The organism is Serratia sp. CY47280 (assembly GCF_052168655.1).
Lineage (GTDB): Bacteria > Pseudomonadota > Gammaproteobacteria > Enterobacterales > Enterobacteriaceae > Serratia > Serratia bockelmannii.
In genome coordinates this window covers 42,501-69,480 of sequence record NZ_JBJNMG010000004.1, presented here as the reverse complement: position 1 = coordinate 69,480, position 26,980 = coordinate 42,501, and the positions used below count along the sequence as shown (strand labels likewise).

General features: G+C 59.5%; 26 protein-coding genes. 15 read left to right on the top strand and 11 right to left on the bottom strand.

Annotated elements, in window-relative coordinates; genetic code table 11:
- The first annotated feature begins 10 nt into the window (after positions 1 to 10).
- A complete protein-coding gene (locus ACJ8J4_RS17295; protein ID WP_033639091.1) occupies positions 11 to 1,279 on the top strand; it encodes an MFS transporter in 1,269 nt (422 codons plus the stop codon).
- A gap of 73 nt (positions 1,280 to 1,352) precedes the next feature.
- The gene (gene ghrB / locus ACJ8J4_RS17290; protein ID WP_049204664.1) at positions 1,353 to 2,330 is read left to right on the top strand and encodes a glyoxylate/hydroxypyruvate reductase GhrB; all 978 of its coding nucleotides are present in this window, start codon (positions 1,353 to 1,355) and stop codon (positions 2,328 to 2,330) included.
- A gap of 1 nt (position 2,331) precedes the next feature.
- Here ghrB and ACJ8J4_RS17285 read toward each other — a convergent pair whose 3' ends face one another.
- Positions 2,332 to 2,484 (bottom strand): hypothetical protein, encoded by a 153-nt coding sequence (locus tag ACJ8J4_RS17285; RefSeq protein ID WP_162837931.1) that lies wholly within the window; start codon positions 2,482 to 2,484, stop codon positions 2,332 to 2,334.
- 196 nt (positions 2,485 to 2,680) lie between these two features.
- On the opposite strand from ACJ8J4_RS17285, the gene ACJ8J4_RS17280 reads away from it, so the two are divergent.
- The 4 genes from ACJ8J4_RS17280 to ACJ8J4_RS17265 all read left to right on the top strand — a co-directional run bounded on the left by ACJ8J4_RS17280 (position 2,681) and on the right by ACJ8J4_RS17265 (position 6,806).
- On the top strand, positions 2,681 to 4,744 hold the full coding sequence (locus ACJ8J4_RS17280; RefSeq protein WP_264383769.1) for an alpha-amylase: 2,064 nt from the start codon (positions 2,681 to 2,683) through the stop codon (positions 4,742 to 4,744).
- Between the two features lie 135 nt (positions 4,745 to 4,879).
- Positions 4,880 to 6,130 (top strand): valine--pyruvate transaminase, encoded by a 1,251-nt coding sequence (locus tag ACJ8J4_RS17275; protein WP_049207110.1) that lies wholly within the window; start codon positions 4,880 to 4,882, stop codon positions 6,128 to 6,130.
- A 74-nt stretch (positions 6,131 to 6,204) separates the two neighbouring features.
- The gene (locus ACJ8J4_RS17270; protein ID WP_025304767.1) at positions 6,205 to 6,426 is read left to right on the top strand and encodes a ribbon-helix-helix domain-containing protein; all 222 of its coding nucleotides are present in this window, start codon (positions 6,205 to 6,207) and stop codon (positions 6,424 to 6,426) included.
- Complete coding sequence (locus tag ACJ8J4_RS17265; RefSeq protein WP_025304766.1) at positions 6,426 to 6,806, top strand: type II toxin-antitoxin system VapC family toxin; 381 nt, start codon at positions 6,426 to 6,428, stop codon at positions 6,804 to 6,806. The genes ACJ8J4_RS17270 and ACJ8J4_RS17265 overlap by 1 nt, the downstream gene beginning before the upstream one ends.
- Before the next feature lie 10 nt (positions 6,807 to 6,816).
- Here ACJ8J4_RS17265 and ACJ8J4_RS17260 read toward each other — a convergent pair whose 3' ends face one another.
- The 3 genes from ACJ8J4_RS17260 to ibpA form a co-directional block, all read right to left on the bottom strand.
- Positions 6,817 to 8,475 (bottom strand): putative transporter, encoded by a 1,659-nt coding sequence (locus tag ACJ8J4_RS17260; RefSeq protein ID WP_025304765.1) that lies wholly within the window; start codon positions 8,473 to 8,475, stop codon positions 6,817 to 6,819.
- 167 nt (positions 8,476 to 8,642) lie between these two features.
- Positions 8,643 to 9,071: a small heat shock chaperone IbpB gene (ibpB, locus tag ACJ8J4_RS17255; protein WP_264383768.1), complete on the bottom strand. Its 429-nt coding sequence runs from the start codon at positions 9,069 to 9,071 to the stop codon at positions 8,643 to 8,645.
- Between the two features lie 106 nt (positions 9,072 to 9,177).
- The gene (ibpA, locus tag ACJ8J4_RS17250; protein WP_004933919.1) at positions 9,178 to 9,591 is read right to left on the bottom strand and encodes a small heat shock chaperone IbpA; all 414 of its coding nucleotides are present in this window, start codon (positions 9,589 to 9,591) and stop codon (positions 9,178 to 9,180) included.
- A 309-nt stretch (positions 9,592 to 9,900) separates the two neighbouring features.
- On the opposite strand from ibpA, the gene ACJ8J4_RS17245 reads away from it, so the two are divergent.
- Complete coding sequence (locus tag ACJ8J4_RS17245) at positions 9,901 to 10,248, top strand: YceK/YidQ family lipoprotein (RefSeq protein WP_016929593.1); 348 nt, start codon at positions 9,901 to 9,903, stop codon at positions 10,246 to 10,248.
- Between the two features lie 30 nt (positions 10,249 to 10,278).
- Here ACJ8J4_RS17245 and ACJ8J4_RS17240 read toward each other — a convergent pair whose 3' ends face one another.
- Positions 10,279 to 11,559, bottom strand: coding sequence for a DUF3748 domain-containing protein (locus ACJ8J4_RS17240; protein WP_261456740.1), 1,281 nt, complete (start codon positions 11,557 to 11,559; stop codon positions 10,279 to 10,281).
- Between the two features lie 38 nt (positions 11,560 to 11,597).
- Positions 11,598 to 11,999, bottom strand: a complete 402-nt coding sequence (locus tag ACJ8J4_RS17235) for a hypothetical protein (protein WP_197828570.1) — start codon at positions 11,997 to 11,999, stop codon at positions 11,598 to 11,600.
- Positions 12,000 to 12,035: 36 nt separating this feature from the next.
- Between ACJ8J4_RS17235 and ACJ8J4_RS17230 the strand changes: the two genes are divergently transcribed.
- Together ACJ8J4_RS17230 and ACJ8J4_RS17225 are read left to right on the top strand one after the other, a co-directional pair.
- Positions 12,036 to 13,004, top strand: a complete 969-nt coding sequence (locus ACJ8J4_RS17230; protein ID WP_089181466.1) for a threonine/serine dehydratase — start codon at positions 12,036 to 12,038, stop codon at positions 13,002 to 13,004.
- Positions 12,991 to 13,932 carry an ornithine cyclodeaminase family protein gene (locus ACJ8J4_RS17225; protein WP_264383767.1) on the top strand — a complete coding sequence of 314 codons (942 nt, stop codon included), beginning with the start codon at positions 12,991 to 12,993 and terminating at the stop codon, positions 13,930 to 13,932. The genes ACJ8J4_RS17230 and ACJ8J4_RS17225 overlap by 14 nt, the downstream gene beginning before the upstream one ends.
- A 26-nt stretch (positions 13,933 to 13,958) precedes the next feature.
- On the opposite strand, the gene yidA is transcribed toward ACJ8J4_RS17225, so the two are convergent.
- The 5 genes from yidA to dnaA all read right to left on the bottom strand — a co-directional run bounded on the left by yidA (position 13,959) and on the right by dnaA (position 20,964).
- Positions 13,959 to 14,774, bottom strand: coding sequence for a sugar-phosphatase (gene yidA / locus ACJ8J4_RS17220; protein ID WP_025304760.1), 816 nt, complete (start codon positions 14,772 to 14,774; stop codon positions 13,959 to 13,961).
- A 126-nt stretch (positions 14,775 to 14,900) separates the two neighbouring features.
- Positions 14,901 to 17,315 carry a DNA topoisomerase (ATP-hydrolyzing) subunit B gene (gene gyrB, locus ACJ8J4_RS17215; RefSeq protein ID WP_025304759.1) on the bottom strand — a complete coding sequence of 805 codons (2,415 nt, stop codon included), beginning with the start codon at positions 17,313 to 17,315 and terminating at the stop codon, positions 14,901 to 14,903.
- An 18-nt stretch (positions 17,316 to 17,333) separates the two neighbouring features.
- Complete coding sequence (gene recF / locus ACJ8J4_RS17210; RefSeq protein ID WP_025304758.1) at positions 17,334 to 18,419, bottom strand: DNA replication/repair protein RecF; 1,086 nt, start codon at positions 18,417 to 18,419, stop codon at positions 17,334 to 17,336.
- A gap of 45 nt (positions 18,420 to 18,464) precedes the next feature.
- Entirely contained in the window at positions 18,465 to 19,565 is a 1,101-nt protein-coding gene (gene dnaN / locus ACJ8J4_RS17205) for a DNA polymerase III subunit beta (RefSeq protein WP_004933892.1), read from the bottom strand.
- Between the two features lie 4 nt (positions 19,566 to 19,569).
- Positions 19,570 to 20,964: a chromosomal replication initiator protein DnaA gene (gene dnaA, locus ACJ8J4_RS17200; protein ID WP_071826153.1), complete on the bottom strand. Its 1,395-nt coding sequence runs from the start codon at positions 20,962 to 20,964 to the stop codon at positions 19,570 to 19,572.
- A 682-nt stretch (positions 20,965 to 21,646) separates the two neighbouring features.
- On the opposite strand from dnaA, the gene rpmH reads away from it, so the two are divergent.
- The 6 genes from rpmH (at position 21,647) to ACJ8J4_RS17170 (ending at position 26,911) form a co-directional block, all read left to right on the top strand.
- Positions 21,647 to 21,787 (top strand): 50S ribosomal protein L34, encoded by a 141-nt coding sequence (rpmH, locus tag ACJ8J4_RS17195; RefSeq protein ID WP_000831330.1) that lies wholly within the window; start codon positions 21,647 to 21,649, stop codon positions 21,785 to 21,787.
- Positions 21,788 to 21,804: 17 nt separating this feature from the next.
- Positions 21,805 to 22,164 carry a ribonuclease P protein component gene (gene rnpA, locus ACJ8J4_RS17190; protein WP_004933883.1) on the top strand — a complete coding sequence of 120 codons (360 nt, stop codon included), beginning with the start codon at positions 21,805 to 21,807 and terminating at the stop codon, positions 22,162 to 22,164.
- Positions 22,128 to 22,385: a membrane protein insertion efficiency factor YidD gene (gene yidD, locus ACJ8J4_RS17185; protein ID WP_004933881.1), complete on the top strand. Its 258-nt coding sequence runs from the start codon at positions 22,128 to 22,130 to the stop codon at positions 22,383 to 22,385. The genes rnpA and yidD overlap by 37 nt, the downstream gene beginning before the upstream one ends.
- 2 nt (positions 22,386 to 22,387) lie before the next feature.
- Positions 22,388 to 24,025, top strand: a complete 1,638-nt coding sequence (gene yidC, locus ACJ8J4_RS17180; protein WP_197836302.1) for a membrane protein insertase YidC — start codon at positions 22,388 to 22,390, stop codon at positions 24,023 to 24,025.
- A 96-nt stretch (positions 24,026 to 24,121) separates the two neighbouring features.
- Positions 24,122 to 25,486, top strand: coding sequence for a tRNA uridine-5-carboxymethylaminomethyl(34) synthesis GTPase MnmE (gene mnmE / locus ACJ8J4_RS17175; RefSeq protein WP_025304755.1), 1,365 nt, complete (start codon positions 24,122 to 24,124; stop codon positions 25,484 to 25,486).
- A 111-nt stretch (positions 25,487 to 25,597) separates the two neighbouring features.
- Positions 25,598 to 26,911 carry a lysine N(6)-hydroxylase/L-ornithine N(5)-oxygenase family protein gene (locus ACJ8J4_RS17170; protein ID WP_197836304.1) on the top strand — a complete coding sequence of 438 codons (1,314 nt, stop codon included), beginning with the start codon at positions 25,598 to 25,600 and terminating at the stop codon, positions 26,909 to 26,911.
- Positions 26,912 to 26,980: the final 69 nt, after the last annotated feature.

Genomic DNA, 26,980 nt, shown 5'->3' with positions numbered 1-26,980 from the left:
GATACTGAACATGAACAAAGCGACTGTCGCGGCCAAACGCTGGTGGTACATCATGCCCATCGTGTTTATCACCTACAGCCTGGCCTATCTCGATCGCGCCAACTTCAGCTTCGCCTCTGCCGCCGGCATCAATGAAGATCTCGGCATCACCAAAGGCATGGCCTCGCTGCTGGGCGCGCTGTTTTTCCTCGGTTATTTCTTCTTCCAAATTCCCGGCGCCATCTACGCCGAACGTCGCAGCGTCAAAAAACTGATCTTCTGGTGCCTGATCCTGTGGGGCGGCTGCGCCTCGCTGACCGGCGTGGTCAGCAATATTCCGATGCTGGCCGCCATCCGCTTTATCCTCGGCGTGGTGGAAGCGGCGGTGATGCCGGCGATGCTGATCTACATCAGCAACTGGTTCACCAAATCGGAGCGGTCACGCGCCAATACCTTCCTGATCCTCGGCAACCCGGTGACGGTGCTGTGGATGTCGGTGGTATCCGGTTACCTGATCCACGCCTTCGGCTGGCGTGAAATGTTCATCATCGAGGGCATTCCGGCGGTTATCTGGGCGTTCTGCTGGTGGGTGCTGGCGAAAGACAAACCGGCGCAGGCCGGCTGGCTGAGCGCCGATGAGAAACAGGCGCTGCAGCAGCAGCTGGACGAAGAGCAAAAAGGCATCAAGGCCGTGCGCAACTACGGCGAAGCTTTCCGCTCACGCAACGTGATCCTGCTGTGCGTGCAGTACTTCGCCTGGAGCATCGGCGTGTACGGCTTCGTGCTGTGGCTGCCTTCCATCCTGCGCAGCGGCATGCAGATGGGCATGGTGGAAGCCGGCTGGCTGTCGGCGGTGCCTTACCTGGCGGCAACCATCGCCATGATCGTGGTCTCCTGGGCGTCGGACAAAATGCAAAACCGCAAGCTGTTCGTCTGGCCGCTGCTGCTGATCGGCGCGCTGGCGTTCTTCGGTTCTTACGCCGTCGGCGCCAACCACTTCTGGATCTCCTACGGCCTGCTGGTGGTCGCCGGCGCCGCGATGTACGCCCCCTACGGGCCGTTCTTCGCCATCATTCCGGAAATGCTGCCGAAAAACGTTGCCGGGGGCGCCATGGCGCTGATCAACAGCATGGGCGCGCTGGGTTCGTTCTTCGGTTCGTGGTTCGTCGGCTATCTGAATGGCGCCACCGGCAGCCCGGCGGCTTCCTACATGTTCATGGCCATCGCACTGGTGGTGGCGGTGGTGCTGACGCTGATCGTCAAGCCCGCCCGCAACGAGATCCAGCCGCAATTGGCTTGATCCAGTTATACTTTTTATCTGTTAACCCAACCGGGGGGGCACCATGCCCCCTTTGGCCCAGCTGGAGTTCGTGATGAAGCCTTCTATCGTATTGTACAAAAGCCTGCCCGCCGATCTGCTTGAACGTCTGGAACAGCACTTCACCGTGCACGCCTTCAACGGCCTGCAGCCGGAGAACCGCGACGAACTGCGCCAGGCGTTGCAGCAGGCCGAAGGGATCATCGGTTCCGGCGGTAAAATTGACGAAGCCTTCCTGCAGCAGGCGCCCAAACTGCGCGCGGCCTCGACCGTTTCCGTCGGCTACGACAACTTCGACGTCGAGGCGCTCAACGCCCATAACGTGCTGTTGATGCACACCCCGACGGTGTTGACCGAAACCGTCGCCGACACCATCATGAGCCTGGTGCTGGCGACCGCGCGCCGGGTGGTGGAAGTGGCGGAGCGGGTGAAGGCCGGCGAATGGCGCGGCAGCATCGGGCCGGACTGGTTCGGCGTCGACGTGCACCACAAAACCATCGGCATCCTCGGCATGGGCCGCATCGGCCTGGCGCTGGCGCAGCGCGCGCACTTCGGCTTCGGCATGCCGGTGCTCTACAACGCCCGCCGCACGCACGAAGAGGCTGAGCAACGCTTCAACGCCCGTCGCTGCGATCTGGATACCCTGCTGGCCGAGTCGGATTTCGTTTGCATCACGCTGCCGCTGACCGAACAAACCTTCCACATGATCGGCCGCGAACAGCTGGCGAAAATGAAGAAAAGCGGCATTCTGATCAACGCCGGCCGCGGGCCGGTAGTGGATGAGCAGGCGCTGATCGAAGCGCTGCAAAACGGCGTGATCCACGCCGCCGGGTTGGATGTGTTCGAGAAAGAGCCGCTGCCGGCCAACTCGCCGCTGCTCAGCATGCCGAACGTGGTGGCGTTGCCGCACATCGGCTCCGCCACCCATGAAACGCGCTACGGCATGGCCGCCTGCGCGGTGGATAATTTGATCGCCGCGTTGACCGGCACGGTGAAAGAAAACTGCGTCAACCCGCAGCTGTTGCGGAAATAACTCAGCGCGGCCGGTGGTCTGAGGATAACCGGCCGTGTTGCTCTTCCTGCTGCGGCGCGAACAGCGCCTGCAGCTGATGTTCTTCGGCGAAGTGCTGCAATTCGGCATCCTGAATTGCCTGAACGATCTCTTCTCGCCAGTTTTTGTCCGTCATCGCTAACCTCCTTTGATGTTCACCGTTTAATCTGCCGCAGCGCGCGCACAAAGCCAAGCCGAATCAATCCGAAAACGCTCCGCCCTTCCTCTCCTCCTCGAAAAACCCTCGCAGGGAGGAGGCCATTTTTCCGTCGTTTGCCACACTGGGCGCTACCCTGCTAGAAAAACGCTTCCTGCCGCGCGTAAGGAGAGCCATGAAACTATTACCCCTGCCCTTATTGATGCTGCTGTCGCCTTCGGCGCTGGCCAGCTGGACACTGCCGGGTTTCCCGGCCCTCGACGAAACGGCCGCCGGGCTGTTCACCAGCCAGGCCACGCTGCCCAAAGGCCAGCTGCCGCTGCGCCTGTATCAGGATAACCACTGCTGGCAACCGGCGGAGGCGATAAAACTTAACCAGACGCTGTCGCTGCACCCGTGCGGCGCCAACCCGCCGGTCAGCTGGCGGCAGTTCCGCGCCGGCGACTATCAGGTGCGCGTCGATACGCGCAGCGGCACGCCGACGCTGCAGCTCAGCCTAAGCAGCGTGCCGGAAAGCGCCGCCGTTGCCGTCCGCAGCTGCCCGCGCTGGGACGGTAAGCCGGTCACGGTCGACGTCACCTCCACCTTCACCGAAGGCGAAACGCTGCGCGATTTCTATTCCGGCCAAACGGCGCAGGTGAGCCAGGGAAAAATCACGCTGCAGCCCGCCCCCGCCAGCGGCGGCCTGTTGCTGCTGGAATCCGCCGCCACGGCGAAACCGGCGGCGTTCAGCTGGCATAACGCCACGGTCTACTTCGTGCTGACCGATCGCTTTGAGAACGGCAATCCGGCCAATGACCACAGCTACGGGCGCCGCAGCGACGGCCTGCAGGAAATAGGCACCTTTCACGGCGGCGATCTGGCCGGCCTGACGCAGAAGCTGGATTATCTGCAGCAGCTCGGCGTCAACACCTTGTGGATCAGCTCGCCGCTGGAGCAGATCCACGGCTGGGTCGGCGGCGGCACCCAAGGTGATTTCCCGCATTACGCCTATCACGGCTATTACGCGCTGGACTGGACTCGCCTCGACGCCAACATGGGCACCGAACAGGAGCTGCGCACGCTGGTCGAGCAGGCGCATCGCCGCGGCATTCGCATTCTGTTCGACGTGGTGGTGAACCACGTCGGCTACGCCACGCTGGCGGATATGCAGACGTTCCACTTCGGCTCGCTGTATCTGCAAGGCGCAGAGGTGGAGAAAACCCTGGGGAAAAACTGGAGCGACTGGCGCCCCGGGCCAGGGCAAAACTGGCACAGCTTCAACGACTACATCAACTTCAGCGACAAGGCGGGCTGGCGCCCATGGTGGGGGAAAAATTGGATCCGCACCGACATCGGCGACTATGACGCGCCGGGCTATGACGATCTGACGATGTCACTGGCCTTCCTGCCGGATATCAAAACCGAAGCGCCCGGCGCCAGCGGCCTGCCGCTGTTCTATCGCCACAAACCCGACACCGCCGCGCGCGACATGCCCGGCGCCACCCCCCGCGATTACCTGACCGTCTGGCTCAGCCAGTGGGTGCGCGATTACGGCATCGACGGTTTTCGCGTCGATACCGCCAAGCACGTGGAAAAACCGACGCTGGCGCTGTTGAAACAGCGCGCCACGGCGGCATTGGCGGCATGGAAAGCGGAGCATCCGCAGCAGGCGTTGGATGATGCGCCGTTTTGGATGACTGGCGAGGCCTGGGGCCACGGGGTGATGAAAAGCGACTATTACCAAAACGGCTTCGACGCGATGATCAACTTCGATTTCCAGGACCAGGCGTCGCAGGCGCTGGGCTGCTTTGCTGACATCGATGCCACCTACCGGCAGATGGCCGAGCGGCTGCAGGATTTCAACGTGCTGAGCTATCTCTCTTCACACGACACCCGGCTGTTCTTCGCCAGCGACGCCAAAGGCTCGCTGCCTCGCCAACAGCGGGCGGCGAACCTGCTGTTGCTGGCGCCGGGCGCGGTGCAGATTTACTACGGCGATGAAAGCGGCCGCCCGCTCGGCCCAACCGGTTCCGATCCGCTGCAGGGTACCCGCTCCGACATGAACTGGCGTGAGCTGCAGGGAGAAAAAGCCCCGCTGCTGGCCCACTGGCAACGGTTAGGGCAGTTCCGCGCTCGCCATCCGGCGATCGGCGGCGGCGTGCAAACCCCGCAGCCGCATGCCGCCTACTATGCCTTCAGCCGTCGGCTCGGCGACGATAAGGTGATGGTGGTATGGGCCGGCGAACGGTCACAATAATCCAGCGCAATATGCTACCAATCGGCCAATGAGCGAAGTTTTTGCCCATTGGCCGATTTGTCGGCCGCATTGCAGCGGGATTTGTCTGGCGGTATGGTGGGGGATTACCTGCTAAAAAACAGTACTACTACACCTATGACTTTCTCACTTTTCGGCGAAAAATTTACCCGTTATGCGGGCATTACCCGTTTGATGGACGACCTGAACGAAGGCCTGCGCACCCCCGGTGCCATCATGCTCGGCGGCGGCAATCCGGCGCAGATCCCAGAGATGGAAGCCTACTTCAAACAGCTGTGCCAGGAGATGCTCGACCAGGGCAAACTGACCGAGGCGCTGTGCAACTACGACGGCCCGCAAGGCAAAGACGCGCTGCTGAAAGCGCTGGCCAATCTGCTGCGCGACGAGCTCGGCTGGGAGATTTCGCCACAGAATATTGCACTGACTAACGGCAGCCAAAGCGCGTTTTTCTACTTGTTCAACCTGTTCGCCGGCCGCTACGCCGACGGTTCGCGCCGCCGCGTGCTGTTCCCATTGGCGCCGGAATATATCGGCTATGCCGACGCCGGGCTGGACGAAGGGCTGTTCGTCTCCGCCAAACCGAACATCGAGCTGCTGCCGGACGGCCAGTTCAAGTATCACGTCGATTTCGAACATCTCACCATCGGCGATGACATCGGCATGATCTGCGTTTCACGGCCGACCAACCCGACCGGCAACGTGATCACCGACGAAGAGCTGATGAAGCTCGACCTGCTGGCGCAGCAGCGTGATATTCCGCTGGTGATCGACAACGCCTACGGCGTGCCGTTCCCCGGCATCATCTTCAGCGACGCCACGCCGCTGTGGAACCCGAACACCATCCTGTGCATGAGCCTGTCCAAGCTCGGCCTGCCGGGCTCGCGCTGCGGCATCGTGATCGCCGACGAGAAGGTGATCACCGCGCTAACCAACATGAACGGCATCATCAGCCTGTCGCCAGGCAGCATGGGGCCGGCGATGGCGACGGAAATGATCGCGCGCGGCGATCTGCTGCGCCTGTCGAACGAGGTAATTCGCCCGTTCTACAAACAGCGCGTCGAGCACACCATCGAGATTATTCGCCGCTACCTGTCGCCGGAGCGCTGCCTGATCCACAAACCGGAAGGGGCTATCTTCCTCTGGCTGTGGTTCAAGGATCTGCCGATCACCACCGAAGTGCTGTATCAGCGCCTGAAAAAGCGCGGCGTGCTGATGGTGCCGGGCCACTACTTCTTCCCGGGGTTGGAGCACGACTGGCCGCATACCCACCAGTGCATGCGCATGAACTACGTGCCCGATCCGGAGAAAATCGAGCGCGGCGTGGCTATTCTGGCGGAAGAGATCGAGCGCGCACATCAGAAAGGCTAACGCCGACTGATTGAAAATTGACCGACAAAGATATACGATGCATATATCGTATATCTTTTTTTGGAGGGCCAACGATGACTCGCATCGTGATCGATTTACCTGAAGAAGACCTGCGGCAGCTCGATAATCTGAAAAATATCCGCCACGTTCCGCGGGCCGAGATCATTCGTCAAGCAGTCTCCCGCTATCTGACGGAGAACCACGTGGAAGATCCCAGCAACGCTTTCGGGCTCTGGTCCGGGGCGATGGGAGATGGCGTGGAGTACGAAAATCGTCAGCGCGAGGAGTGGGAATAATGGTGGCTCAACGGGCGTTATTCGACACCAATATCCTGATCGATTATCTCAACGGCATTCCTCAAGCCAGGGACGTTCTGGTCGAGTATCACATCAATCCGGCCATCAGCGCCATCACCTGGATGGAAGTGATGGTAGGTGCTAAAAAACAGGGTCCGGCACTGGAGCTGAAAACACGTCAGTTTTTAGGGCAATTTCTGCTGCTGCCTATTACCGATGAAGTCGCTGAACGCGCCGTAGAACTGCGCCACTCACAGCATGTGAAACTGCCAGACGCCATTATCTGGGCCACAGCGCAGGTGGGATTCCGGATGCTCATCTCCCGCAACCCCAAAGATTTCGGCACTGACAATGGCGTGTTGATGCCTTATCGGCTGTAGACGATCCGCACTACAACGTCCAGAACAGCACCGCCAGCAGCTGCGGCGACATGATGCGCAGGAACATCGCCAACGGATACACGGTGGCGTAAGACAGCGCGGCAGCGCCGCTGGTGGGATGCAGACCGTTGGCGAAGGCCAGCGCCGGCGGATCGGTCATCGATCCCGCCAGCATGCCGGACAGCGTCAGGTAGTTCATCTTGCCCACCGTGCGTGCCAGAATACCGACGCTCAGCAGCGGAATGGCGGTGATTAACGCGCCATAACCAATCCATGTCAGCCCCTCGCCGTGCAGCAACGTATCGATAAAATTGCCGCCCGATTTTAAACCGACCACCGCCAGAAACAGCACGATGCCCAGTTCGCGCAGCGCCAGGTTGGCGCTCGGCGGCATAAACCAATACAGCTTGCCGATACTGCCGATGCGCCCCAGGATCAGCGCCGCCACCAACGGCCCGCCGGCCAGCCCCAGCCGCAATGCCGCCGGGAAGCCGGGCACAAACAGCGGAATGGAGCCCAGTAGCACACCGAGGCCGATGCCGATAAAGACCGGCAGCATCTGCACCTGCTGCAGTTTTTGTTGGGCGTTGCCGACGATTGCCGTCACCGCGTCGATGGCCTCCGGCCGGCCGACCAGGTTGAGAATGTCGCCAAACTGCAGCGTCACGTTGCTGCCGGCCACCAGCTCGACGCCGGCGCGGTTGAGGCGTGAAATTACCACGTCATACTTCTGCTTCAGGTTCAGATCGCGGATTTTCTTGCCCAGCACCTGCTCGTTGGTCACCACCGCCCTCACCACCTGCAGCGCGGTGCCGCGCGTCGACAGCGAGGCGTCCACCTCTTCGCCTATCACCAGCCGGGCGTTCTCCAGATCTTCACGCTTGCCCACCAGATGCAGGTAGTCACCAAGTTCCAGCCGCTCGTGTGGCGCCGGCACCATCAGCAGCTCTCCGCGCTTGAGGCGCGAACAGACGATCGCTTCACCGTTGAGCAACGGCACCTGCTTAATCGCCATGCCCTGCAGGTTGGGATTGCGCACCGCCACGTTGATGGTGTGCAGCAGCTCACGCTGATTGCCCAGGCTGTTTTCAAACGCCTGCGCCTCGCGCTCGATGTTGATGCGGAAAACCAATCGGATCAGCCACATCACCAGCAAGATGCCGCAAATGCCGAACGGGTAGGCCATGGCGTAGCCCATCCCCATGCCGTCCACCAACGCCGGATCGGAACCGAGATCGGTCAGGATTTGTTGACCGGCGCCCAGCGCCGGGGTGTTGGTGACCGCGCCGGAGAACACGCCGAGGATGATCGGCAGCGGCACGTCGAACAGCTTGTGCACCGCCGCCGCCACGACGCCGCCGGTCAGTACCAGCAGCACCGCGAAGGCGTTGAGGCGCAGACCAGAGACGCGCAGCGAAGAGAAGAAACCGGGACCGACCTGGATGCCGATGGTGTAAACGAACAGGATCAGGCCAAACTCCTGGATAAAGTGCAGCATGTCACCATTCAGGCTGATTTGCCCGCTCTGGGCAAAGTGGCCGACCAGAATACCGCCGAACAGCACGCCGCCGATGCCCAGCCCGACGCCGTACAGCTTCCAGTTCCCCATCCACAGCCCAATGACGGCCGCCAGCGCCAACATGCTGACGGTCAGGGCGATATCGCTCATAGGTCACATCCTTGCCAAAATTGAAGAGGGAATTTGCGGCCAAAGACACACAATTAATAAGGATTATGACATCGGACTGTCGGGGGGACTGTGGCGTGCGCCACATAACGCAACGGGGGAGATCCGTCTGGATCTCCCCCGCATGATGATGACCGTTTTTCAGTCGGTTATTTGGCTTCCAGCTCCGGCGTCGCACCGATGGCGATGCGCTGCGGCTGTAAGGCTTCCGGCACCTGACGCACCAGATCGATGTGCAGCAGGCCGTTTTCAAATTTGGCCTCGGACACCTGCAGATGCTCCGCCAGGGTAAAGGTCAACTGGAACTCTTTGCACACCAGCCCCTGATGCAGGTACTCGACCTGCTTTTCCGGCGGCGTGGGTTTACCGCTGACGGTCATCCGCGGCCCTTCCACTTCGATATTCAGTTCGCTCTGCCGGAAACCGGCCAGCGCCAGAGAAATACGGTAGTGATTGTCATCGCTTTTCTCGATGTTATACGGCGGGAACCCCTGGGGTTCCTGGCCGCCCATTGAACTGGCCAATTTATCAAAACCAATCCATTGACGCAGAAGCGGGGATAGATCGTAATTACGCATAGGAACAACTCCTTTCATTAAGCGAGATGTGTTTATTCAGCCCCCTGACGGCAGGCGGATTGTTACTGCATATTTGCCGACAGCGTTCCTGCCGGCGAAAAGGGAATTATTTAATTTCGATACGGCGCGGTTTTAATGTTTCCGGCACGATGCGCTGCATATCGATATACAGCAGGCCGTTTTCCAGTTTGGCGCCTTTAATTTGAATATGTTCAGCCAGCTGGAATTTACGCTCGAAATTACGCTCAGCGATGCCCTGATATAAATAGGTTTTTTCTGCCGGTTCGTTATTGTGCGCACCGCGCACGATCAGCAGATTATCTTGCGTGGTGATCTCCAGCTCCTGCTCGGCAAACCCGGCTACCGCAATGGCGATGCGATAATGATTTTCGTCCACCAGCTCGACATTATAAGGAGGATAACCGCCGTTGCCCTGGCTCTGGCCGGCCTCCAGCGCGTTGAACAGGCGATCGAAACCAATGGCGGAACGGTATAGTGGAGAAAGATCGAAATTACGCATAAAACAGCCTCCTAAGGCACTTCAGCGAGGTTGAAATAAATACGCCTTCCATTCTGGACAGGCTAATTAAGCCAGAATTCCCTTACGGCAAATTCTCAATCCGGCTCTGATGATAAAATGGGGGTTGATTTCATCAATTCAACGGGCGAGGATCAAAAAAAGCGCTTTTCGGTTAGGTGAAAGTTTTTTTACCACTTACACTAAAGTGAGAGAGCCGCCACAGAGCGGGATTTTGCTTCTTTTAAAGCAGCAACAGGATGTTATAAATCAGCTTAATTTAGGGGCACAGCAACCCTGCAGGATGGATTAATGACGACGATGAAAGCGATAGCGACGGGCTGCATGTTGTTGGCGACCAGCGGTTGCTCCAGCGTGATGAGCCATACCGGCCCGAATCAGGGTTACTATCCCGGCACCCGCGCCAGCGTGGACATGCTGAAGGACGACAACACCAGCTGGGCGATGATGCCGCTGGTGGCGCTGGATCTCCCGTTCTCCGCAGTGATGGATACCGTGCTGCTGCCTTACGACTATCTGCGTTCAGGCAATGACGCCACCGCAGACTCGCCAAAAGCGCGCATCCTGCGCAGCGAGCAGCAGAATCTGGCGGCAACCGGCAACCCCGGCGAAGGCAACGACAGCACCGCCACACACTAATCACGCACGCAGCGGGCCATCAGGCCCGCCTTACGCCTCAACCACAAAGATCTGGTTGAATCCGGCAATCTCGCGCATAAACGCCACTTTCTTGCCATCCGGCGAAAACACCACGGCATCTCCCGACGGCGGCTGCAGGCTGCGCTGCGTTAAACGCTGCAGGCGGCCGCTGGCGACCTCACACAGCATCACGCTGTTGTCACACACCAGGGCTATCGCCCCGCCCTGCGGGTGCCAGCTGAACGCCGACTGGATGTCATGCTCGGCGCGGCTGACCTGGCGCGGCTCACCGCCGTTCGGCGACACCGTCCACAGCTGTACCACGCCGCCGTCATCCTTCATCAAAAATGCGATTTGGCTGCCGTCCGGCGAGCTGCGCAGCCAATGGCGCGGCGCACCGGCGACGCCCGGAAAACGACGCTCCCCGGTAAAGGTTACCCGCCGCTGCCTGACGCCAAGCGGCGGCGCCGGCAGCTCGCTTTCCGTCCCCTGCAGCGGCAAAGCGCCCGCCCTGGCGTAATCGGCGTCGTTCTCCGGCAGGTCGACAATAAACACCTCCGGCAGTTTCTCTCCGGCGGCGGACAACGTATCGCCAATGAACGCCAGCGCCCAGCGCTGCCGGCTGCCGTCGGCCTTACGGTAACCTTCGCGGCCAATCCAGCCCTCTTCGTAGGCGCGATTGATCTGATCGCTGCCCGGCTGCGGCTGCGGCACGGTCTCGCTGACCAGCACGCAATAGTGGCTGCCGTCATATTCACGGGGATGCTGTTTCGGCGGATTGACCCCGTGCAGCGGCACAGCCACGCCGACGTTGCGCAGATCGCGCGCCGGATCGCATTCATGCATCACGTGATCGTTGTAGGTAAAGCTGAGGCGGCTGCCGTCCGGGCTGAAAACGTGCACATGGCTGCCGCCGCGCAGCGCGCCGGGCGTGTAGGGCGCCGTGATATCCAGCGCGTCGAGGGTAATGGCCAACTCGCGATCCGGTTCGCTGACGATCACCCCGCGGCGGTGATGAAAATCATACTGCCAGGCGCTGTCCGGGTGTTCCGGGCCGTGGATGAAGACGTAACGCGCCGGCGCATCGGGGCTGACCGTGACCACGCCGACGTGTGCGCCGTGCTGGGCGCGATAAACCACTTCCACCGCGCCGCTGGCGACGTTAACCCGCTCGATGCTCAGGCCGGTGAAAGAGGCGCCGCGCGGGCGCACGTCATAAGCCAGCCATTGGCTGTCCGGCGTCCAGACGTTGATATTGGTTAACTGATGCCCGCGTGGGTCGAAAGTCAGTTGTTTTTCCCGATGGCTCATGGCGGCTCTCCTGCGCATGCTGGCACTGAAAGGCCATCTTACCGGATCGGCGGCAGCGTTTCATATGGCCAGCGAGAGGCGCTCGGGGGCATTTTGGCGCAATTATTTTTCAGCGTCTTATCATTTAAGCCGCTCGGCGGCGCCGGCAGGAAATAAACGCCCGGGTAGGCGGCCGTATTCCAGGCAGTGAAACTCAGCGGTGCCCATGCCGTATAGGCAGATGCCGCGAGCGCTATTTTTTCATTCTCATTTACTTGATCAAAATAATTCAGCGGCAGCGCCTTTCTTAACGCAAATAAATAAAAAATCGTGTCGCTAAACGACAGGTTAATGATTACTTTCACCGCCAACCCGATGCTCTTCTCCGGCCATTGCCGTTTGCTGGCCGGCTTACCTGCCGGTCGGATGGCAGGGTTTACAATCAATACAAAAAAGTACAAACTGGATTTTTAAGTCCAATAAATTCTGGAGCCGGTATGAATCCCCTCTTCGATGCCATTGTTTCTGCCCATCAGCAACTGCGCCCTCAGGTGCGGGTCACGCCATTGGAGCGCAGCGTACTGCTTTCTCAGCAATTGGGCTGCGAGCTGTATTTGAAATGCGATCACCTGCAGCACACCGGTTCCTTTAAATTTCGCGGCGCCAGCAACAAGCTGCGGCTGCTGGATAACGAGCAACGCCGGCGCGGCGTGATCGCCGCCTCAACCGGCAACCACGGCCAAGCGGTCGCCCTGGCGGGGTACCTGATGGGGGTTGGCGTCACGGTTTATGCGCCAGAGACGGCCGCGAGCATCAAGCTCGACACCATTCGTGCACTGGGCGGCACCGTGGAATTGGTGCCGGGCGATGCGCTGAACGCCGAACTGGCGGGGGAACAGGCCGCACGCGAACAGGGAAAAACCTATATCTCGCCGTATAACGACGAGCAGGTGATCGCCGGCCAGGGCACCTGCGGCATGGAGCTGGTTGAACAACTCACCGATCTGGACGCGGTGTTCGTGGCGGTGGGCGGCGGTGGCTATATCGCCGGCATCGGCACCGTTCTGCGGCAACTGTCGCCGAACACGCAGCTTATCGCCTGCTGGCCGGAAAACGCCACCAGCCTGTACAGCGCGTTGGAAGCGGGCCATATCTTCCCGGTGGAAGAGCAAGAAACCCTGTCCGACGGCACCGCCGGCGGCGTCGAGCCGGGCGCCGTGACCTTTCCGCTGTGCCAACAGCTGATCGACCGCAAAGTGCTGGTTAGCGAAGCAGAGATCAAACACGCGATGCGCCGGATCGCCGCCAGCGATCGCTGGATTATCGAAGGCGCGGCCGGCGTGGCGCTGGCGGCGGCGATCAAACTGGCGCCGGAATACCAGGGTAAAAAGGTAGCGGTGGTACTGTGCGGCAAGAACATCGTGCTGGAGAAATACCTCAAGGCCATCGCCGATGCACATCCTTAATCGGCAGCAAATCCTCGCCGCGTTCGACGCCGAGACCATAACGCCGCTGCTGAAGCAGGGTTTTATCGCCTACTCGCAACAGCGAGTGCAACAACCGCCGGTGCAGCATTTCCTGTTCGAGCGTGCCGCCGGCGACTGCTGCATCAAGTCCGCCTGGCTGGAAGGTGACGAACTGTTCGTGGTCAAGATCTCCGCCGGTTTCTATCGCAACGCCGAACACGGCCTGCCGAGCAATCAGGGGCTGGTGATGGCGTTCTCCGCCCAGACCGGCGAACCGCAGGCGCTGCTGCAGGATGAAGGTTGGCTGACCGCGTTGCGCACCGCCCTGGCCGGCCGCATCGCCGCCGAGCTGTGCGCAACGCCGCATATTCAGGCGATCGGCATGGTCGGCACGGGTCTGCAGGCGCGGCTGCAGCTGCAATGCCTGAAACCGGTGACCGATTGCCGAGACGTATGGGTGTGGGGACGAGACGAACAGGCGCTGGCGGCGTATCGGCGCGATGCCGAAGCCGAGGGTTTTCGGGTGCGGGTTACGCAGAATGCGGCGGAACTGGCAGCGCACTGTCGGCTGATCGTGACCACCACGCCCAGCCGCGAACCGATATTGCAGGCGGCGGATATTCGGCCCGGCACGCACATCACCGCCGTGGGCGCCGACGCGCCCGGCAAACAGGAACTGGCGACCGATTTGGTGGCCAACGCAGACGCGCTGCTGGTCGATGCCCTGACGCAGTGCGCGGACTATGGTGAGATCGCGACGGCTTATCGGCAAAACAGGCTGATTTCAACGCCAATCGTCGAAATGGGCGCCGTCTTGGCGCAGGGAGGGCGGGTACGACGCGAGCCGCAGCACATCACCATCGCCGATCTCACCGGCTTGGCGATTCAGGATCTGCAGATCGCCAAAGGGGTGTTGGCGAAAGTATAAAGGGGCGCCGCAGCGCCCACGCGTTATCAGGCGTTGAGCACGAACTTCTCGATAGCGCGCGCCACGCCGTCCTCTGTATTGGCGCTGGTGACAAACTGCGCCACCGCTTTCAGTTCGGGAATGGCGTTGCCCATCGCTACGCCGACGCCGGCATATTCGATCATCGCCGTATCGTTGGCCTGATCCCCCAGCGTCATGATGTTTTCCCGCGCCACGCCCAAATGCTCGGCCAGCATTCTCACCCCGGCGCCCTTATCGACGTTCTTGTGCAGGATCTCGAGGAAATAAGGCGCGCTTTTCAGGATGGTATAACGCTCGCGCGTTTCCGCCGGGATGCGCGCGATAGCGCGGTCCAACAGCTCCGGCTCGTCGATCATCATCACTTTAGGGAAACGCATCTGGCGATCCATCTCTTCCACGCTGCGGTATTTCAGCGGAATACCGGTCATTTCCGCCTCGTGTATGGTGTACTTGCCGATATCCTTGTTCGGGGTATACAGGGTATCGAAATCAAACGCCTGGTAGTGAACGCCGAACTCGCGCGCCATCTGCTCAAAGTGCAGATAATCCTCAAAGCCCAGCGTTTCTTGCAGAATGCAGGCGCCGTCAACCGCACGCAGCACCAGCGCGCCGTTATAGGTGATACAGAAATCGCCGGGGCCCTGAATGTCCAACTGGCGCAGATAATCCTGCACGCCGACATAAGGCCGCCCGGTGGCCAACACCACGTGCACCCCTTTGCGCCGCGCCGCCGCGATAGCCTGCTTTACCGCCGGCGTGATTTGGTGCTGCGGATCCAGCAACGTGCCGTCCATGTCGATCGCAATCAGTTCAATAGCCATTCAACGCTTCTCCCAGTGGTTTTTTCCCATGCTAACGCGTTTCAGCCTCGGCTGTCAGCGCCAAAAAAGGCGCAAAAAAAAATCCGCGCGGGTCGCCCGGCGCGGATTTTCACAGCCATTAACGCATCAGATATCGATGTTCGCCGCTTTCAGGGCGTTTTCTTCGATAAAGGCGCGGCGCGGTTCAACCGCATCGCCCATCAGCGTGGTGAACAGCTGATCGGCAGCGATGGCATCCTTGACGGTCACGCGCAGCATACGGCGGCTTTCAGGATCCATGGTGGTTTCCCACAGCTGCTCCGGGTTCATCTCGCCCAGACCTTTATAACGCTGCACCGACAGGCCGCGGCGCGACTCTTTCACCAGCCACTCCAACGCCTGCTCGAAGCTGTCTACCGGCTGACGGCGTTCGCCGCGCTCGATGAACGCGCCCTCTTCGACCAGCCCGCGCAGCTTCTCGCCCAGCTGACAGATCTTGCGGTATTCGCCGCCGTGGATGAAGTCGAAGTCCAGCTTATAGTCGGTATCCACGCCGTGGGTGCGGATGCGCAGCGCCGGCTCGAACATCTGGCGCTCGCGGTTCTCGAAGATAACGAAGTCATAGCTGCTGCCGTGCTGCTCTTTGTCGTTCAGCGCCTGCACCAGCGAAGCAATCCAGGTTTTCACCTTGGCTTCATCGCTGAGATCGCCTTCGTTCAGCGTCGGCTGATAGATCAGGCTGTTCAGCAGCGCGCGCGGGTAGCGGCGCTCCATGCGGCCGATCAGCTTCTGCACGCCATAGTGCTCAGCCACCAGTTTTTCCAGCTGTTCGCCACCCAGCGCCGGTGCGCTGGCATTGGTGTGCAGCGTAGCGCCGTCCATCGCAATAGCGATCTGGTACTGATCCATCGCCTCGTCATCTTTGATGTACTGCTCTTGCTTACCTTTCTTCACCTTGTACAGCGGCGGCTGTGCGATGAACACGTGGCCACGCTCGATGATTTCCGGCATCTGGCGATAGAAGAAGGTCAACAGCAGCGTACGGATGTGCGAACCGTCGACGTCGGCATCGGTCATGATAATGATGCTGTGATAACGCAGCTTGTCCGGGCTGTACTCGTCGCGGCCGATGCCGCAACCCAGCGCGGTGATCAGCGTCGCCACTTCCTGCGAGGAGAGCATTTTGTCGAAACGCGCTTTCTCGACGTTGAGGATTTTCCCCTTCAGCGGCAAGATAGCCTGGTTCTTGCGGTTGCGCCCCTGCTTGGCAGAGCCGCCCGCGGAGTCCCCTTCCACCAGGTACAGTTCGGACAACGCCGGGTCGCGTTCCTGGCAGTCCGCCAGCTTGCCCGGCAGGCCGGCCAGATCCAGTGCGCCTTTGCGGCGGGTCATCTCACGCGCTTTACGCGCCGCTTCGCGCGCGCGCGCCGCGTCGATGATTTTGCCGACCACGATTTTCGCGTCGCCTGGATTCTCCATCAGGTAATCCACCAGCTTCTCGTTCATCAGCGTTTCAACCGCGGTTTTCACCTCGGAAGAGACCAGCTTGTCCTTGGTCTGAGAAGAGAACTTCGGATCCGGCACCTTCACCGAGACCACGGCGATCAGGCCTTCACGTGCGTCATCGCCGGTGGCGCTGACCTTGGCCTTCTTGCTGTAGCCTTCCTTCTCCATGTAGCTGTTCAGCGTACGGGTCATCGCGGTACGGAAACCGACCAGGTGCGTGCCGCCGTCGCGCTGCGGGATGTTGTTGGTGAAGCAGTAGATGTTTTCCTGGAAACCGTCGTTCCACTGCAGCGCCACTTCCACGCCGATATCGTCTTTCACGGTCGAGAAGTAGAACACGTTCGGGTGGATCGGGGTTTTGTTCTTGTTCAGGTACTCGACAAACGCCTTGATGCCGCCTTCGTAATGGAAGTGGTCTTCACGGTCGGTACGCTTGTCCTTCAGGCGGATAGACACGCCGGAGTTGAGGAAGGACAGCTCGCGCAGACGCTTGGCCAGAATGTCATACTCGAATTCGGTCACATTGGTGAAGGTCTGGTGGCTCGGCCAGAAGCGCACCATGGTGCCGGTCTGCTCGGTTTCGCCCACCACGTTCAGCGGCGCCTGCGGCTCGCCGTGGCTGTAAGTTTGTTCGTGCACTTTGCCTTCGCGGCGGATCACCAGCTCCAGTTTCTCCGACAGGGCGTTAACCACCGAGACGCCCACGCCGTGCAGGCCGCCGGAAACTTTATAGGAGTTGTCGTCGAATTTACCGCCGGCGTGCAGCACGGTCATGATGACCTCTGCGGCTGAAACCCCTTCTTCAGGGTGAATGCCGGTCGGAATGCCGCGGCCGTCATCCTGCACCGATACCGAGTTGTCAGCATGGATGGTGACCTGAATGTCACTACAGTGGCCCGCGAGCGCTTCGTCGATAGCGTTGTCCACAACCTCGAATACCATGTGGTGCAGACCGGTGCCGTCATCGGTATCGCCGATATACATGCCCGGGCGCTTGCGCACCGCATCCAGCCCTTTTAATACCTTGATACTTGAGGAGTCATAAGAATTCGACATCAACGTTTCTCGCTCATTTTAGTCCTGTGGTTGAACCTCTATTTTACCCTGTTCCACGCGGAACATCTTGCCCTTTTCACCGGCCATGTCGGTCACTTGTTCAGCGCTGACTGCGCTGACAAAAACCTGGGCCTGGGTGGCTTTCAGGCGATCGGCCAGCAACCGGCGACGGCCGGTGTCCAGCTCAGAGGCAAAATCATCAATCAGATACAGGCAACGCCGCCCGCTCTGCCGGGTGAGAAACTCACCCTGCGCCAAGCGCAACGCGCACATCAGCAGCTTAAGCTGACCGCGCGATAACAAATCCTCTACCGGCGTGCCGTCGGCACGAATGCGAAAGTCCGCTTTATGCGGCCCCACCGCGGTATAGGTCAACGCCCTGTCGCGCTCAAACTGGCGCTCCAGCAGCTCGCCGTAGTCGCTCTCTTTGTCCCAGCCGCGTTGGAAGGAGAAGCTCAGGCCGAATTCAGGCAGAAACTGCGCACAGGTCGCGGTGATATCCGCGGCGATCGCGTCGCTGTATTCCGCCCGCCATTCGCTGATGCGCTCCGCGAGCGGGATCAGTTCCTGATCCCAAGCGCGGATCTGCGCATAGCGACTCACCTGGCGCAGCGCGGCATTGCGCTGCTTCAGTAACCGTTTCAGGTTGCTCCAGGCGGTGAAAAAACCGGGTTCGTTATGAAAACAGCCCCAGTCCAGGAAGGCGCGCCGGAATTTCGGCCCGCCGTTCAGCAGGGTAAAACCTTCGGGGGTGATCAGCTGCATGGGCAGCAGCTGCGCCAGCTCGGCCACCTTGTGGCCGTCGCTGCCATCGATGCGTACTTTGCTGTCACCCTGACGGCTCTTACTCAATCCTACCGACAGCTCGCGCTCCGCACCTTCGATGCGGCCATGCAACACGAACTCCGGTTGGTCGTGGCGAATCACCCGACCAGCCTGCAGGCTGCGAAAGGCACGGCCGTGGCCGAGCGTATACACCGCTTCCAGCACGCTGGTCTTGCCGCTGCCGTTGGCGCCAACCAGGAAGTTGAATCCCGGCGCTAGCGCCAAATCCGCCGCCTCGATATTGCGGAAATCTTTAATCAATAAACGCGTCAGAGCCATGCAATCTCTTTACCGATGACGGTGCTGTAATTCAAGGTAACGAGACTACAACCGCATTGGCATGACAACGTAGGCCGCCGCCTGGCTGGCGCCGTCTTCGATCTGCACGCTGGAGACCGAGTCGGTCAACAGCAGGCGCACGTCTTCACACTTGAGCGCGTTCAACACGTCCAGCACGTAGCTGACGTTGAAACCGATCTCCATCTCCGCGCCGTCGTAGCTGACGTCGAGGATCTCTTCCGCCTCTTCCTGCTCCGGGTTGTTGGCGGTGATCTTCAGCTGGTTCTGGCTGACGTACAGCCGCACGCCGCGGAATTTCTCGTTCGAGAGAATAGCCGCGCGGGCAAACGCCTGCTTGAGCAGATCGCAGCCGGCTTCCAGCGTTTTATCCGGGTTCTTCGGCAAGACGCGACGATAGTCCGGGAAACGGCCGTCAACCAGCTTCGACGTGAAGATGAAATCGCCGACGTGGGCGCGGATGTTGTTGCTGCCGATCTGCAACTGCAGCAGCGAATCGCCGCCGTCCAGCAGGCGCACCAGCTCCATCACCCCTTTACGCGGCACGATCACCGAATGCGACGGCAGCTGCTGGCCGATCGGCATCGAGCACACCGCCAGGCGGTGGCCGTCGGTCGCGACGGTGCGCAGCTCTTCGCCTTCGGTTTCAAACAGCATGCCGTTCAGGTAGTAACGCACGTCCTGATGGGCCATCGAGAACTGGGTAGCTTCAATCAGGCGCTTCAGCGTCGCCTGCGGCAAGGTAAATTCCACCTCGCTCTGCCAGTCATCCAGGTTCGGGAAATCCGCCGCGGGCAGCGTAGACAGTGAGAAACGGCTGCGGCCGGACCGCACCAGCATGCGCTCGCTCTCCAGCGTGACGGCGATCTCCGCCCCTTCCGGCAGGCCACGGCAGATATCAAAGAATTTGCGCGCAGGCACGGTGGTCGCGCCCGGCTCATGCGGTTGGGACAGGGCGACGCGCGCCACCATCTCCATCTCCAGATCGGTGCCAGTCAGCAGCAGGGAGCCTTCCGTCACCTGCAACAGCAGGTTGCCCAGGATCGGCAAGGTCGGGCGGCCGCCCAGCGGGCTGCTCACCTGTTGCAGCGGTTTTAGCAGATGCTCACGTTCAACGATAAATTTCATAGCGCTATGAAGATAATGTTCTGATTAAATTGGAGAAATCTTCTTTGATGTCGTGACTTTCCTCACGCAGCTGCTCGATCTTCCGGCAGGCGTGCAACACCGTGGTATGGTCGCGGCCACCAAACGCATCGCCGATTTCCGGCAGACTGTGGTTGGTGAGTTCCTTCGCCAGCGCCATCGCCATCTGGCGCGGGCGGGCAACGGATCGCGAACGCCGCTTGGACAGCAAATCCGCGACTTTAATCTTGTAATACTCCGCCACCGTCTTTTGGATATTGTCGATGGTGACCAGCTTTTCCTGCAGCGCCAGCAGATCGCGCAGCGCTTCGCGCACGAAATCAATGGTGATAGCCCGGCCGGTAAAGTTGGCGTTGGCGATCACGCGGTTCAATGCCCCTTCGAGCTCACGCACGTTGGAACGCAGGCGCTTGGCGATGAAGAACGCCACTTCGCCCGGCAGGCGAATGTCGTTTTCGTCGGCCTTTTTCATCAGGATCGCCACGCGGGTTTCCAGCTCCGGCGGCTCGATCGCCACCGTCAGCCCCCAACCGAAGCGGGACTTCAAGCGATCTTCCACCCCGTTGATCTCTTTAGGGTAGCGATCCGAGGTCAGGATGATCTGCTGATTGCCTTCCAACAGGGCGTTAAAGGTATGGAAGAACTCTTCCTGCGAACGCTCCTTGTTGGCGAAAAATTGGATGTCATCGATAAGTAAGGCGTCGACCGAACGGTAGTAGCGCTTAAACTCTTCGATAGCATTATTTTGCAACGCTTTGACCATGTCCTGCACGAAGCGTTCCGAGTGCATGTAGACCACTTTGGCGTTGGCCTTGCGCGCCATGATGCCGTTGCCGACCGCGTGCAGCAGGTGAGTTTTACCCAGGCCGGTACCGCCATACAGGAACAAAGGGTTGTAGGCGCCGCCCGGATTGTCCGCCACCTGGCGAGCCGCCGCGCGCGCCAGCTGGTTGGACTTACCCTCGACGAAGTTGTCGAAGGTGTGTTTAGGATTGACGTTGGAGCGGTAAGAGAGCTCGGGCTGCGCCGCCGCGTTGTCCCAGCTCGGGCGCAAAGGTGCAGCCGTACGCGCCGCCGGGGCCGCAGGGGCGCTGCTGACGCTGGCGGTCACGGTCTGGCTGATCACCTGCGTGATCGGCTTGCTGCCGACTTCAAAACGCAGCAAAGGCGCATCCGTGCCGCAGAAATCATTCAGCAGACCATTGATGTTGTTTAAGTACTTATCGCGAACCCAATCCAGCACAAAACGGTTAGGCGCGTACAGCGCCAGGGTGTTGTCACTCAGTTCCGCCTGCAATGGGCGAATCCACATACTAAATTCTGTGGCAGGTAACTCATCCTGCAATCGGGCAAGACACTGCTGCCAAAGCGAAAGTGACACGGCGGACTCCACTCGAACAAGATCAATAAAGAAAAGAAACGGGCAACTTTTTTATAACTCATGATTTTTGACACATACCCGGCATCGGCTGTTTGCCTGTGGGGGATGCGAACCGCCTTTCACGGTTTGTGTCCCTCACGATCCCGGCATGAGGGATCGCGATCGGAATGACGGATCATAGCGCAATCCGAGCAAGAGATCCTCCCCTTCCTCACAGATTAGATCCATTTTATCCACAGGCCGCGGCCGGCGGCGATCTTTTCACCGCCAACGCCGAATGACCGCGCAGATCCCGGCCGCTGCGCCGCGTTTTTTACATTGTCAACCGGTTATACCCTGTTATCCACGTCGGATCCTGGGATCGCGCGCAAAGGATCTCACGGGGATCCTTGCGATTTCACCCCGAGTCCGTATAATCTTCGCCCTACGTGTGATACCTGGTTCCTTATGGTGCGTCATTAGCCAGACAGGATTCTGCGGTGACCACGGGCCAAGACCGGATTTTGTTCCGTTATTGGCAGACAACCAGGTAGGCTGGCGCGATGCGAATTGACTCAGGACTGTACAATTATTACAATCCCGCTTCTTTATGTATTGCGATTGAGGCGTCGGTCATCTTCACGCCGAGTAGCCAAACGCGTTTACTGATCAGTAATTATTTTAAGTTTAGGTAGAAATCGCTATGAAACGCACTTTCCAACCGTCCGTATTGAAGCGCAACCGTAGCCACGGTTTCCGTGCTCGTATGGCCACCAAAAATGGTCGTCAAGTTCTGGCCCGCCGTCGTGCGAAAGGCCGTGCTCGTCTGACTGTTTCTAAGTAATAAAGCTAACCCGCTGAGTGGTTAAGCTCGCTTTTCCCAGGGAGTTACGTTTGTTAACTCCCACTCATTTCACTTTCGTCTTCCAGCAGCCACAACGGGCTGGCACGCCGCAAATCACCATCCTCGGCCGCCTGAACCAGCTGGGGCATCCCCGCATCGGTCTTACCGTCGCCAAAAAACACGTCAAACGCGCGCACGAGCGTAATCGGATCAAACGCCTAACCCGCGAAAGCTTCCGCTTGCGTCAGCACGAATTACCGGCGATGGATTTTGTCGTGGTGGCCAAAAAGGGGATAGCGGATTTGGATAACCGCGCGCTGACGGAAGCTTTGGATAAATTATGGCGTCGCCACTGTCGCCAGGCTCCCGCATCCTGATCGGGCTGGTGCGGGCCTATCAGCTCGTCATCAGTCCGCTGCTAGGGCCTCGTTGTCGCTTCCAGCCGACATGCTCTCATTACGCAATTGAGGCATTAAGCAGGTTTGGCATGATAAAAGGCAGTTGGTTAGCATTGAAACGCGTATTAAAATGCCACCCTTTGAACCCAGGTGGCGATGATCCGGTGCCGCCAAAAACCGACGATAACAGAGAACACTAACGATGGATTCGCAACGCAATCTTCTCCTCATCGCTCTGCTGTTCGTGTCTTTCATGATCTGGCAGGCATGGCAAACGGACAACGCTCCGCAGCCGGCCGCACAGACCACGCAACAGACTTCGAACGCAGTAGCCGGTGATGCCGCCAGCCAGGCCGTGCCAGCCAGTGGTCAGGGTAAGCTGATTACCGTGAACACCGACGTGCTGTCACTGACCATCAACACCCGTGGTGGCGATATCGAGCAGGCTAAACTGTTGGCCTACCCGGATACCCTGGGTTCATCGACTCCGTTCCAACTGCTGGAAACCACTCCGTCGTTCGTCTATCAGGCACAAAGCGGCCTGACCGGTAAAAACGGCCCGGACAACCCGGCCAACGGCGAGCGCCCGCTGTATCAGGCGGCGCAGGACAGCTACACCCTGCCGGAAGGCCAGGACGAGCTGCGCATCCCGCTGACCTACAGCGATAAAGACGGCGCGATCTACACCAAGACCTTCGTGCTCAAACGCAATCACTATGCGGTCGGCGTGGATTACAGCATCGACAACAAAGGCGCGACGCCGCTGGAGCTGACCCTGTTCGGCCAGCTGAAGCAGACCACCGAATTGCCTAAGCACCGCGACACCGGCAGCAGCAACTTCGCGCTGCACACCTTCCGCGGCGCGGCGTACTCGTCCAGCGAGGACAAGTACCAGAAATACGCGTTCGACAAAGACGAAAACCTGAGCGTCACCACCAAAGACGGTTGGGTCGCCATGCTGCAGCAGTACTTCGCCACCGCGTGGGTACCGGCGACCAAGGGTGACAACACCTTCTACACCGCCAAACCGGGTGACAACCTGTCCACCATCGGCTTCAAATCTACCCCGGTCGTGGTGCAGCCGGGCGCTCAGCAGCAGCTGAACGCGACCCTGTGGGTCGGCCCGGAGCTGCAGGATCAGATGGCCCAGTTGGCGCCGCACCTGGACCTGACCGTGGATTACGGCTGGCTGTGGTTCATCTCCCAGCCGCTGTTCAAACTGCTGAAGTTCATCCACGGCTTTATCGGTAACTGGGGCTTCTCCATCATCATCATCACCTTCATCGTGCGCGGCATCATGTACCCGCTGACCAAGGCGCAGTACACCTCGATGGCGAAAATGCGCATGCTGCAGCCGAAGCTGCAGGCGATGCGCGAGCGCATCGGCGATGACAAACAGCGCATGAGCCAAGAGATGATGGCGCTGTACAAGTCGGAGAAAGTGAACCCGCTCGGCGGCTGCCTGCCGCTGATCATTCAGATGCCGATCTTCCTGGCGCTGTACTACATGCTGATGGGCTCGGTCGAGCTGCGCCACGCGCCGTTCGCCCTGTGGATCCATGACCTGTCGGCGCAAGACCCGTACTACATCCTGCCAATCCTGATGGGCGTGACGATGTTCTTCATTCAGAAGATGTCGCCAACCACCGTGACTGACCCGATGCAGCAGAAAATCATGACCTTCATGCCGGTGATCTTCACAGTGTTCTTCCTGTGGTTCCCGTCCGGTCTGGTGCTGTATTACATCGTCAGTAACCTGGTGACCATCCTGCAGCAGCAGCTGATTTACCGTGGTCTGGAAAAACGCGGTCTGCACAGCCGCGACAAGAAAAAAAGCTAAGCGTATTGTAGGGGTTCGGCGCGCCGACCCTTGCAGTCACCCCAAAGGCGGTCATTAGACCGCCTTTTTGCATCTTAATCGTCAGAGAGAACCGTTATGAGCACCACCGATACCATCGTTGCCCAAGCCACCCCGCCGGGACGCGGCGGCGTCGGCATTCTGCGCATTTCCGGAAGCAAGGCCAAAGACGTCGCCCAGGCGTTGCTCGGCAAGCTGCCGAAGCCGCGCTACGCTGACTATCTGCCGTTCCGCGACGCCACGGGCGCCACCCTCGATCAGGGCATCGCGCTGTGGTTCCCGGGGCCGAACTCCTTTACCGGCGAAGACGTGCTGGAACTGCAGGGCCACGGCGGGCCGGTGATCCTCGATCTGTTGCTCAAGCGCGTGCTGGCGCTCCCTGACGTGCGCATCGCACGGCCCGGCGAGTTCTCCGAGCGCGCATTTCTCAACGACAAACTCGATTTGGCGCAGGCCGAAGCGATTGCCGATTTGATCGACGCCAGCTCCGAGCAGGCGGCACGTTCGGCGATGAACTCGCTGCAGGGCGCGTTTTCCACCCGCATCCACCAGCTCGTGGAAGCGCTCACTCACCTGCGAATCTACGTGGAAGCGGCAATCGACTTCCCGGACGAAGAAATCGACTTCCTGTCCGACGGTAAAATCGAGGCGCAGCTCAACGACGTAATGGCGGATCTGGACAACGTGCGCGGCGAAGCGCGCCAGGGCAGCCTGCTGCGCGAAGGGATGAAGGTGGTGATCGCCGGGCGCCCCAACGCAGGTAAATCGAGCCTGCTCAATGCGTTGGCCGGGCGCGAGGCGGCGATCGTGACCGATATCGCCGGCACCACTCGCGACGTCTTGCGCGAACATATCCATATCGACGGCATGCCGCTGCACATCATCGACACCGCCGGCCTGCGCGACGCCAGCGACGAAGTGGAACGCATCGGCATCGAACGTGCGTGGAACGAGATTGAACAGGCCGACAGAGTGCTGTTTATGGTTGACGGCACCACCACCGCCGCCACCGAGCCGGCGGCGATCTGGCCGGAGTTTATGGCGCGCCTGCCAGGCACGCTGCCGATTACCGTGGTACGCAACAAGGCCGACATCACCGGTGAAACGCTGGGTCTGACGGAAGTGAATAACCACTCACTTATTCGCCTGTCGGCCCGCACCGGCGAAGGCGTCGATGTGCTGCGCGATCATCTTAAACAGAGCATGGGCTTCACCAGCAATATGGAAGGCGGCTTCCTGGCGCGCCGTCGCCACCTGCAGGCGCTGGAACTGGCGGCACAGCACCTGGTGCAGGGTAAAGAACAGTTAGTGAGCGCTTACGCGGGGGAGCTGCTGGCCGAGGAACTGCGCCAGGCGCAGCTGGCCCTGAGTGAAATCACCGGCGAATTCACCTCCGACGATCTGCTGGGCCGTATCTTCTCAAGCTTCTGTATCGGGAAATAATCGACTGCGAGCGCCGTATCCTACTCGGCGCCCGCATGTTACTTCTCCCGGCGGCATCAAAACTCACCTAAGCTTATCTCATCAATTTTGCTGCGTGAGAGATAAGCTTACATGAACGAACCTTTAGACTTGATCGGCGTGGGATTGGGGCCTTTCAATCTCAGTCTGGCCGCTCTGGCCGCCGAAAGCGGCGACGTCAATTATACCTTTCTCGATCGTAACGCCAGCTTCCGTTGGCATCCCGGTATGCTGCTACCCTCAGCTTATATGCAAACCTATGTACTTCAGGATCTGGTTACCGCCGTCAGCCCACGCAGCCAATTTTCATTTATTAATTACTTGGTCGAACAGAAAAAAATTTATCGTTTTTTAATCACCGAGCAGCAAATTATCAGCCGGGAAGAATTTTCCGACTACCTGAGTTGGGCCTGCGAAAGGTTAGACGGGCTACAGTTTTCACAGTCCGTAGAGCGTATTGATTTCGACGATGAAAAAGGTTTGTTCAAGGTATGTACCCACAACCAGACCCTGTGGGCGAAAAATATCTGTCTGGGTACCGGACATGACCCTTGGTTGCCGGAAGCATTTTACCCGGCGCTGGGTGAAAACTGCATGCATGCCGCCGAAATAGCCCTGCGCAATCCAGACTTCAGCGGCAAGCGGGTTATGGTGGTGGGCGGCGGCCAAAGCGGCGCCGATGTTTTTTTGAACGCGTTGCAGGGACACTGGGGCGAGCCGGCACAGCTGGATTGGCTCTCGCGTCGTCCCAATTTTCAGCCGCTGGACGAGTCCCCCTTCACCAACGAATATTTCACTCCTGAATACGTCGACTATTTCTATACGCTGCCGGCCGAGATCCGCGCACGTGAAATCAAAACACAGAAATTGCCGGCAGACGGCATCAGCAATCATACGCTGCGAACCTTGTACCGTGAGCTTTATATGCGTTTTGACGTGATGCGCCAGGCACGCAATGTGCGTTTACTGCCCCATCGAACTCTACTGACCGTCGAATCAATGGATGAGGCTTTTCACCTGCGCACGCTTCACGGTCTGGAAAATCGCCGGGAAAGTTTCAGGGCTGATATCGTCATTCTCGCCACCGGTTATCGCGCCTCTCTGCCCGCGTACCTGAAACCCTTGGTGCCGCGCATCCCGCTCGATTCGAAGCAGCATCTACCGCTGCTGCCGAATTTTAATCTTGAATGGCTCGGGCCGGAGCAAAATCGAATTTATGCGGTAAATGCCGGGATACACAGCCACGGCAGCGCAGAAGGCGGACTGAGCCTGATGGCCTGGCGTTCAGCGCGCATCCTCAATCACTTGCTGGGCAAGCCATACTTTGATTTGGCACCGAACGCATCAATGATCCAATGGTGGAGCGATGCCGCGTCGGACGATACCTCTTCCATCGTTAATAAATAGGATAATCCGCATAGTGTTTTTTGATGATAAATCCTCAACTTAGTCTTAATCTAACACCCCTGCGTTCTT

Bases quoted from the DNA above. Each gene is read 5' to 3' on its own strand.
- ACJ8J4_RS17295 (WP_033639091.1), top strand. From the start codon at position 11: ATGAACAAAGCGACTGTCGCGGCCAAACGCTGGTGGTACATCATGCCC.
- ghrB (WP_049204664.1), top strand. From the start codon at position 1,353: ATGAAGCCTTCTATCGTATTGTACAAAAGCCTGCCCGCCGATCTGCTT.
- ACJ8J4_RS17285 (WP_162837931.1), bottom strand. From the start codon at position 2,484: ATGACGGACAAAAACTGGCGAGAAGAGATCGTTCAGGCAATTCAGGAT.
- ACJ8J4_RS17280 (WP_264383769.1), top strand. From the start codon at position 2,681: ATGAAACTATTACCCCTGCCCTTATTGATGCTGCTGTCGCCTTCGGCG.
- ACJ8J4_RS17275 (WP_049207110.1), top strand. From the start codon at position 4,880: ATGACTTTCTCACTTTTCGGCGAAAAATTTACCCGTTATGCGGGCATT.
- ACJ8J4_RS17270 (WP_025304767.1), top strand. From the start codon at position 6,205: ATGACTCGCATCGTGATCGATTTACCTGAAGAAGACCTGCGGCAGCTC.
- ACJ8J4_RS17265 (WP_025304766.1), top strand. From the start codon at position 6,426: ATGGTGGCTCAACGGGCGTTATTCGACACCAATATCCTGATCGATTAT.
- ACJ8J4_RS17260 (WP_025304765.1), bottom strand. From the start codon at position 8,475: ATGAGCGATATCGCCCTGACCGTCAGCATGTTGGCGCTGGCGGCCGTC.
- ibpB (WP_264383768.1), bottom strand. From the start codon at position 9,071: ATGCGTAATTACGATCTATCCCCGCTTCTGCGTCAATGGATTGGTTTT.
- ibpA (WP_004933919.1), bottom strand. From the start codon at position 9,591: ATGCGTAATTTCGATCTTTCTCCACTATACCGTTCCGCCATTGGTTTC.
- ACJ8J4_RS17245 (WP_016929593.1), top strand. From the start codon at position 9,901: ATGACGACGATGAAAGCGATAGCGACGGGCTGCATGTTGTTGGCGACC.
- ACJ8J4_RS17240 (WP_261456740.1), bottom strand. From the start codon at position 11,559: ATGAGCCATCGGGAAAAACAACTGACTTTCGACCCACGCGGGCATCAG.
- ACJ8J4_RS17230 (WP_089181466.1), top strand. From the start codon at position 12,036: ATGAATCCCCTCTTCGATGCCATTGTTTCTGCCCATCAGCAACTGCGC.
- ACJ8J4_RS17225 (WP_264383767.1), top strand. From the start codon at position 12,991: ATGCACATCCTTAATCGGCAGCAAATCCTCGCCGCGTTCGACGCCGAG.
- yidA (WP_025304760.1), bottom strand. From the start codon at position 14,774: ATGGCTATTGAACTGATTGCGATCGACATGGACGGCACGTTGCTGGAT.
- gyrB (WP_025304759.1), bottom strand. From the start codon at position 17,315: ATGTCGAATTCTTATGACTCCTCAAGTATCAAGGTATTAAAAGGGCTG.
- recF (WP_025304758.1), bottom strand. From the start codon at position 18,419: ATGGCTCTGACGCGTTTATTGATTAAAGATTTCCGCAATATCGAGGCG.
- dnaN (WP_004933892.1), bottom strand. From the start codon at position 19,565: ATGAAATTTATCGTTGAACGTGAGCATCTGCTAAAACCGCTGCAACAG.
- rpmH (WP_000831330.1), top strand. From the start codon at position 21,647: ATGAAACGCACTTTCCAACCGTCCGTATTGAAGCGCAACCGTAGCCAC.
- yidD (WP_004933881.1), top strand. From the start codon at position 22,128: ATGGCGTCGCCACTGTCGCCAGGCTCCCGCATCCTGATCGGGCTGGTG.
- yidC (WP_197836302.1), top strand. From the start codon at position 22,388: ATGGATTCGCAACGCAATCTTCTCCTCATCGCTCTGCTGTTCGTGTCT.
- mnmE (WP_025304755.1), top strand. From the start codon at position 24,122: ATGAGCACCACCGATACCATCGTTGCCCAAGCCACCCCGCCGGGACGC.
- ACJ8J4_RS17170 (WP_197836304.1), top strand. From the start codon at position 25,598: ATGAACGAACCTTTAGACTTGATCGGCGTGGGATTGGGGCCTTTCAAT.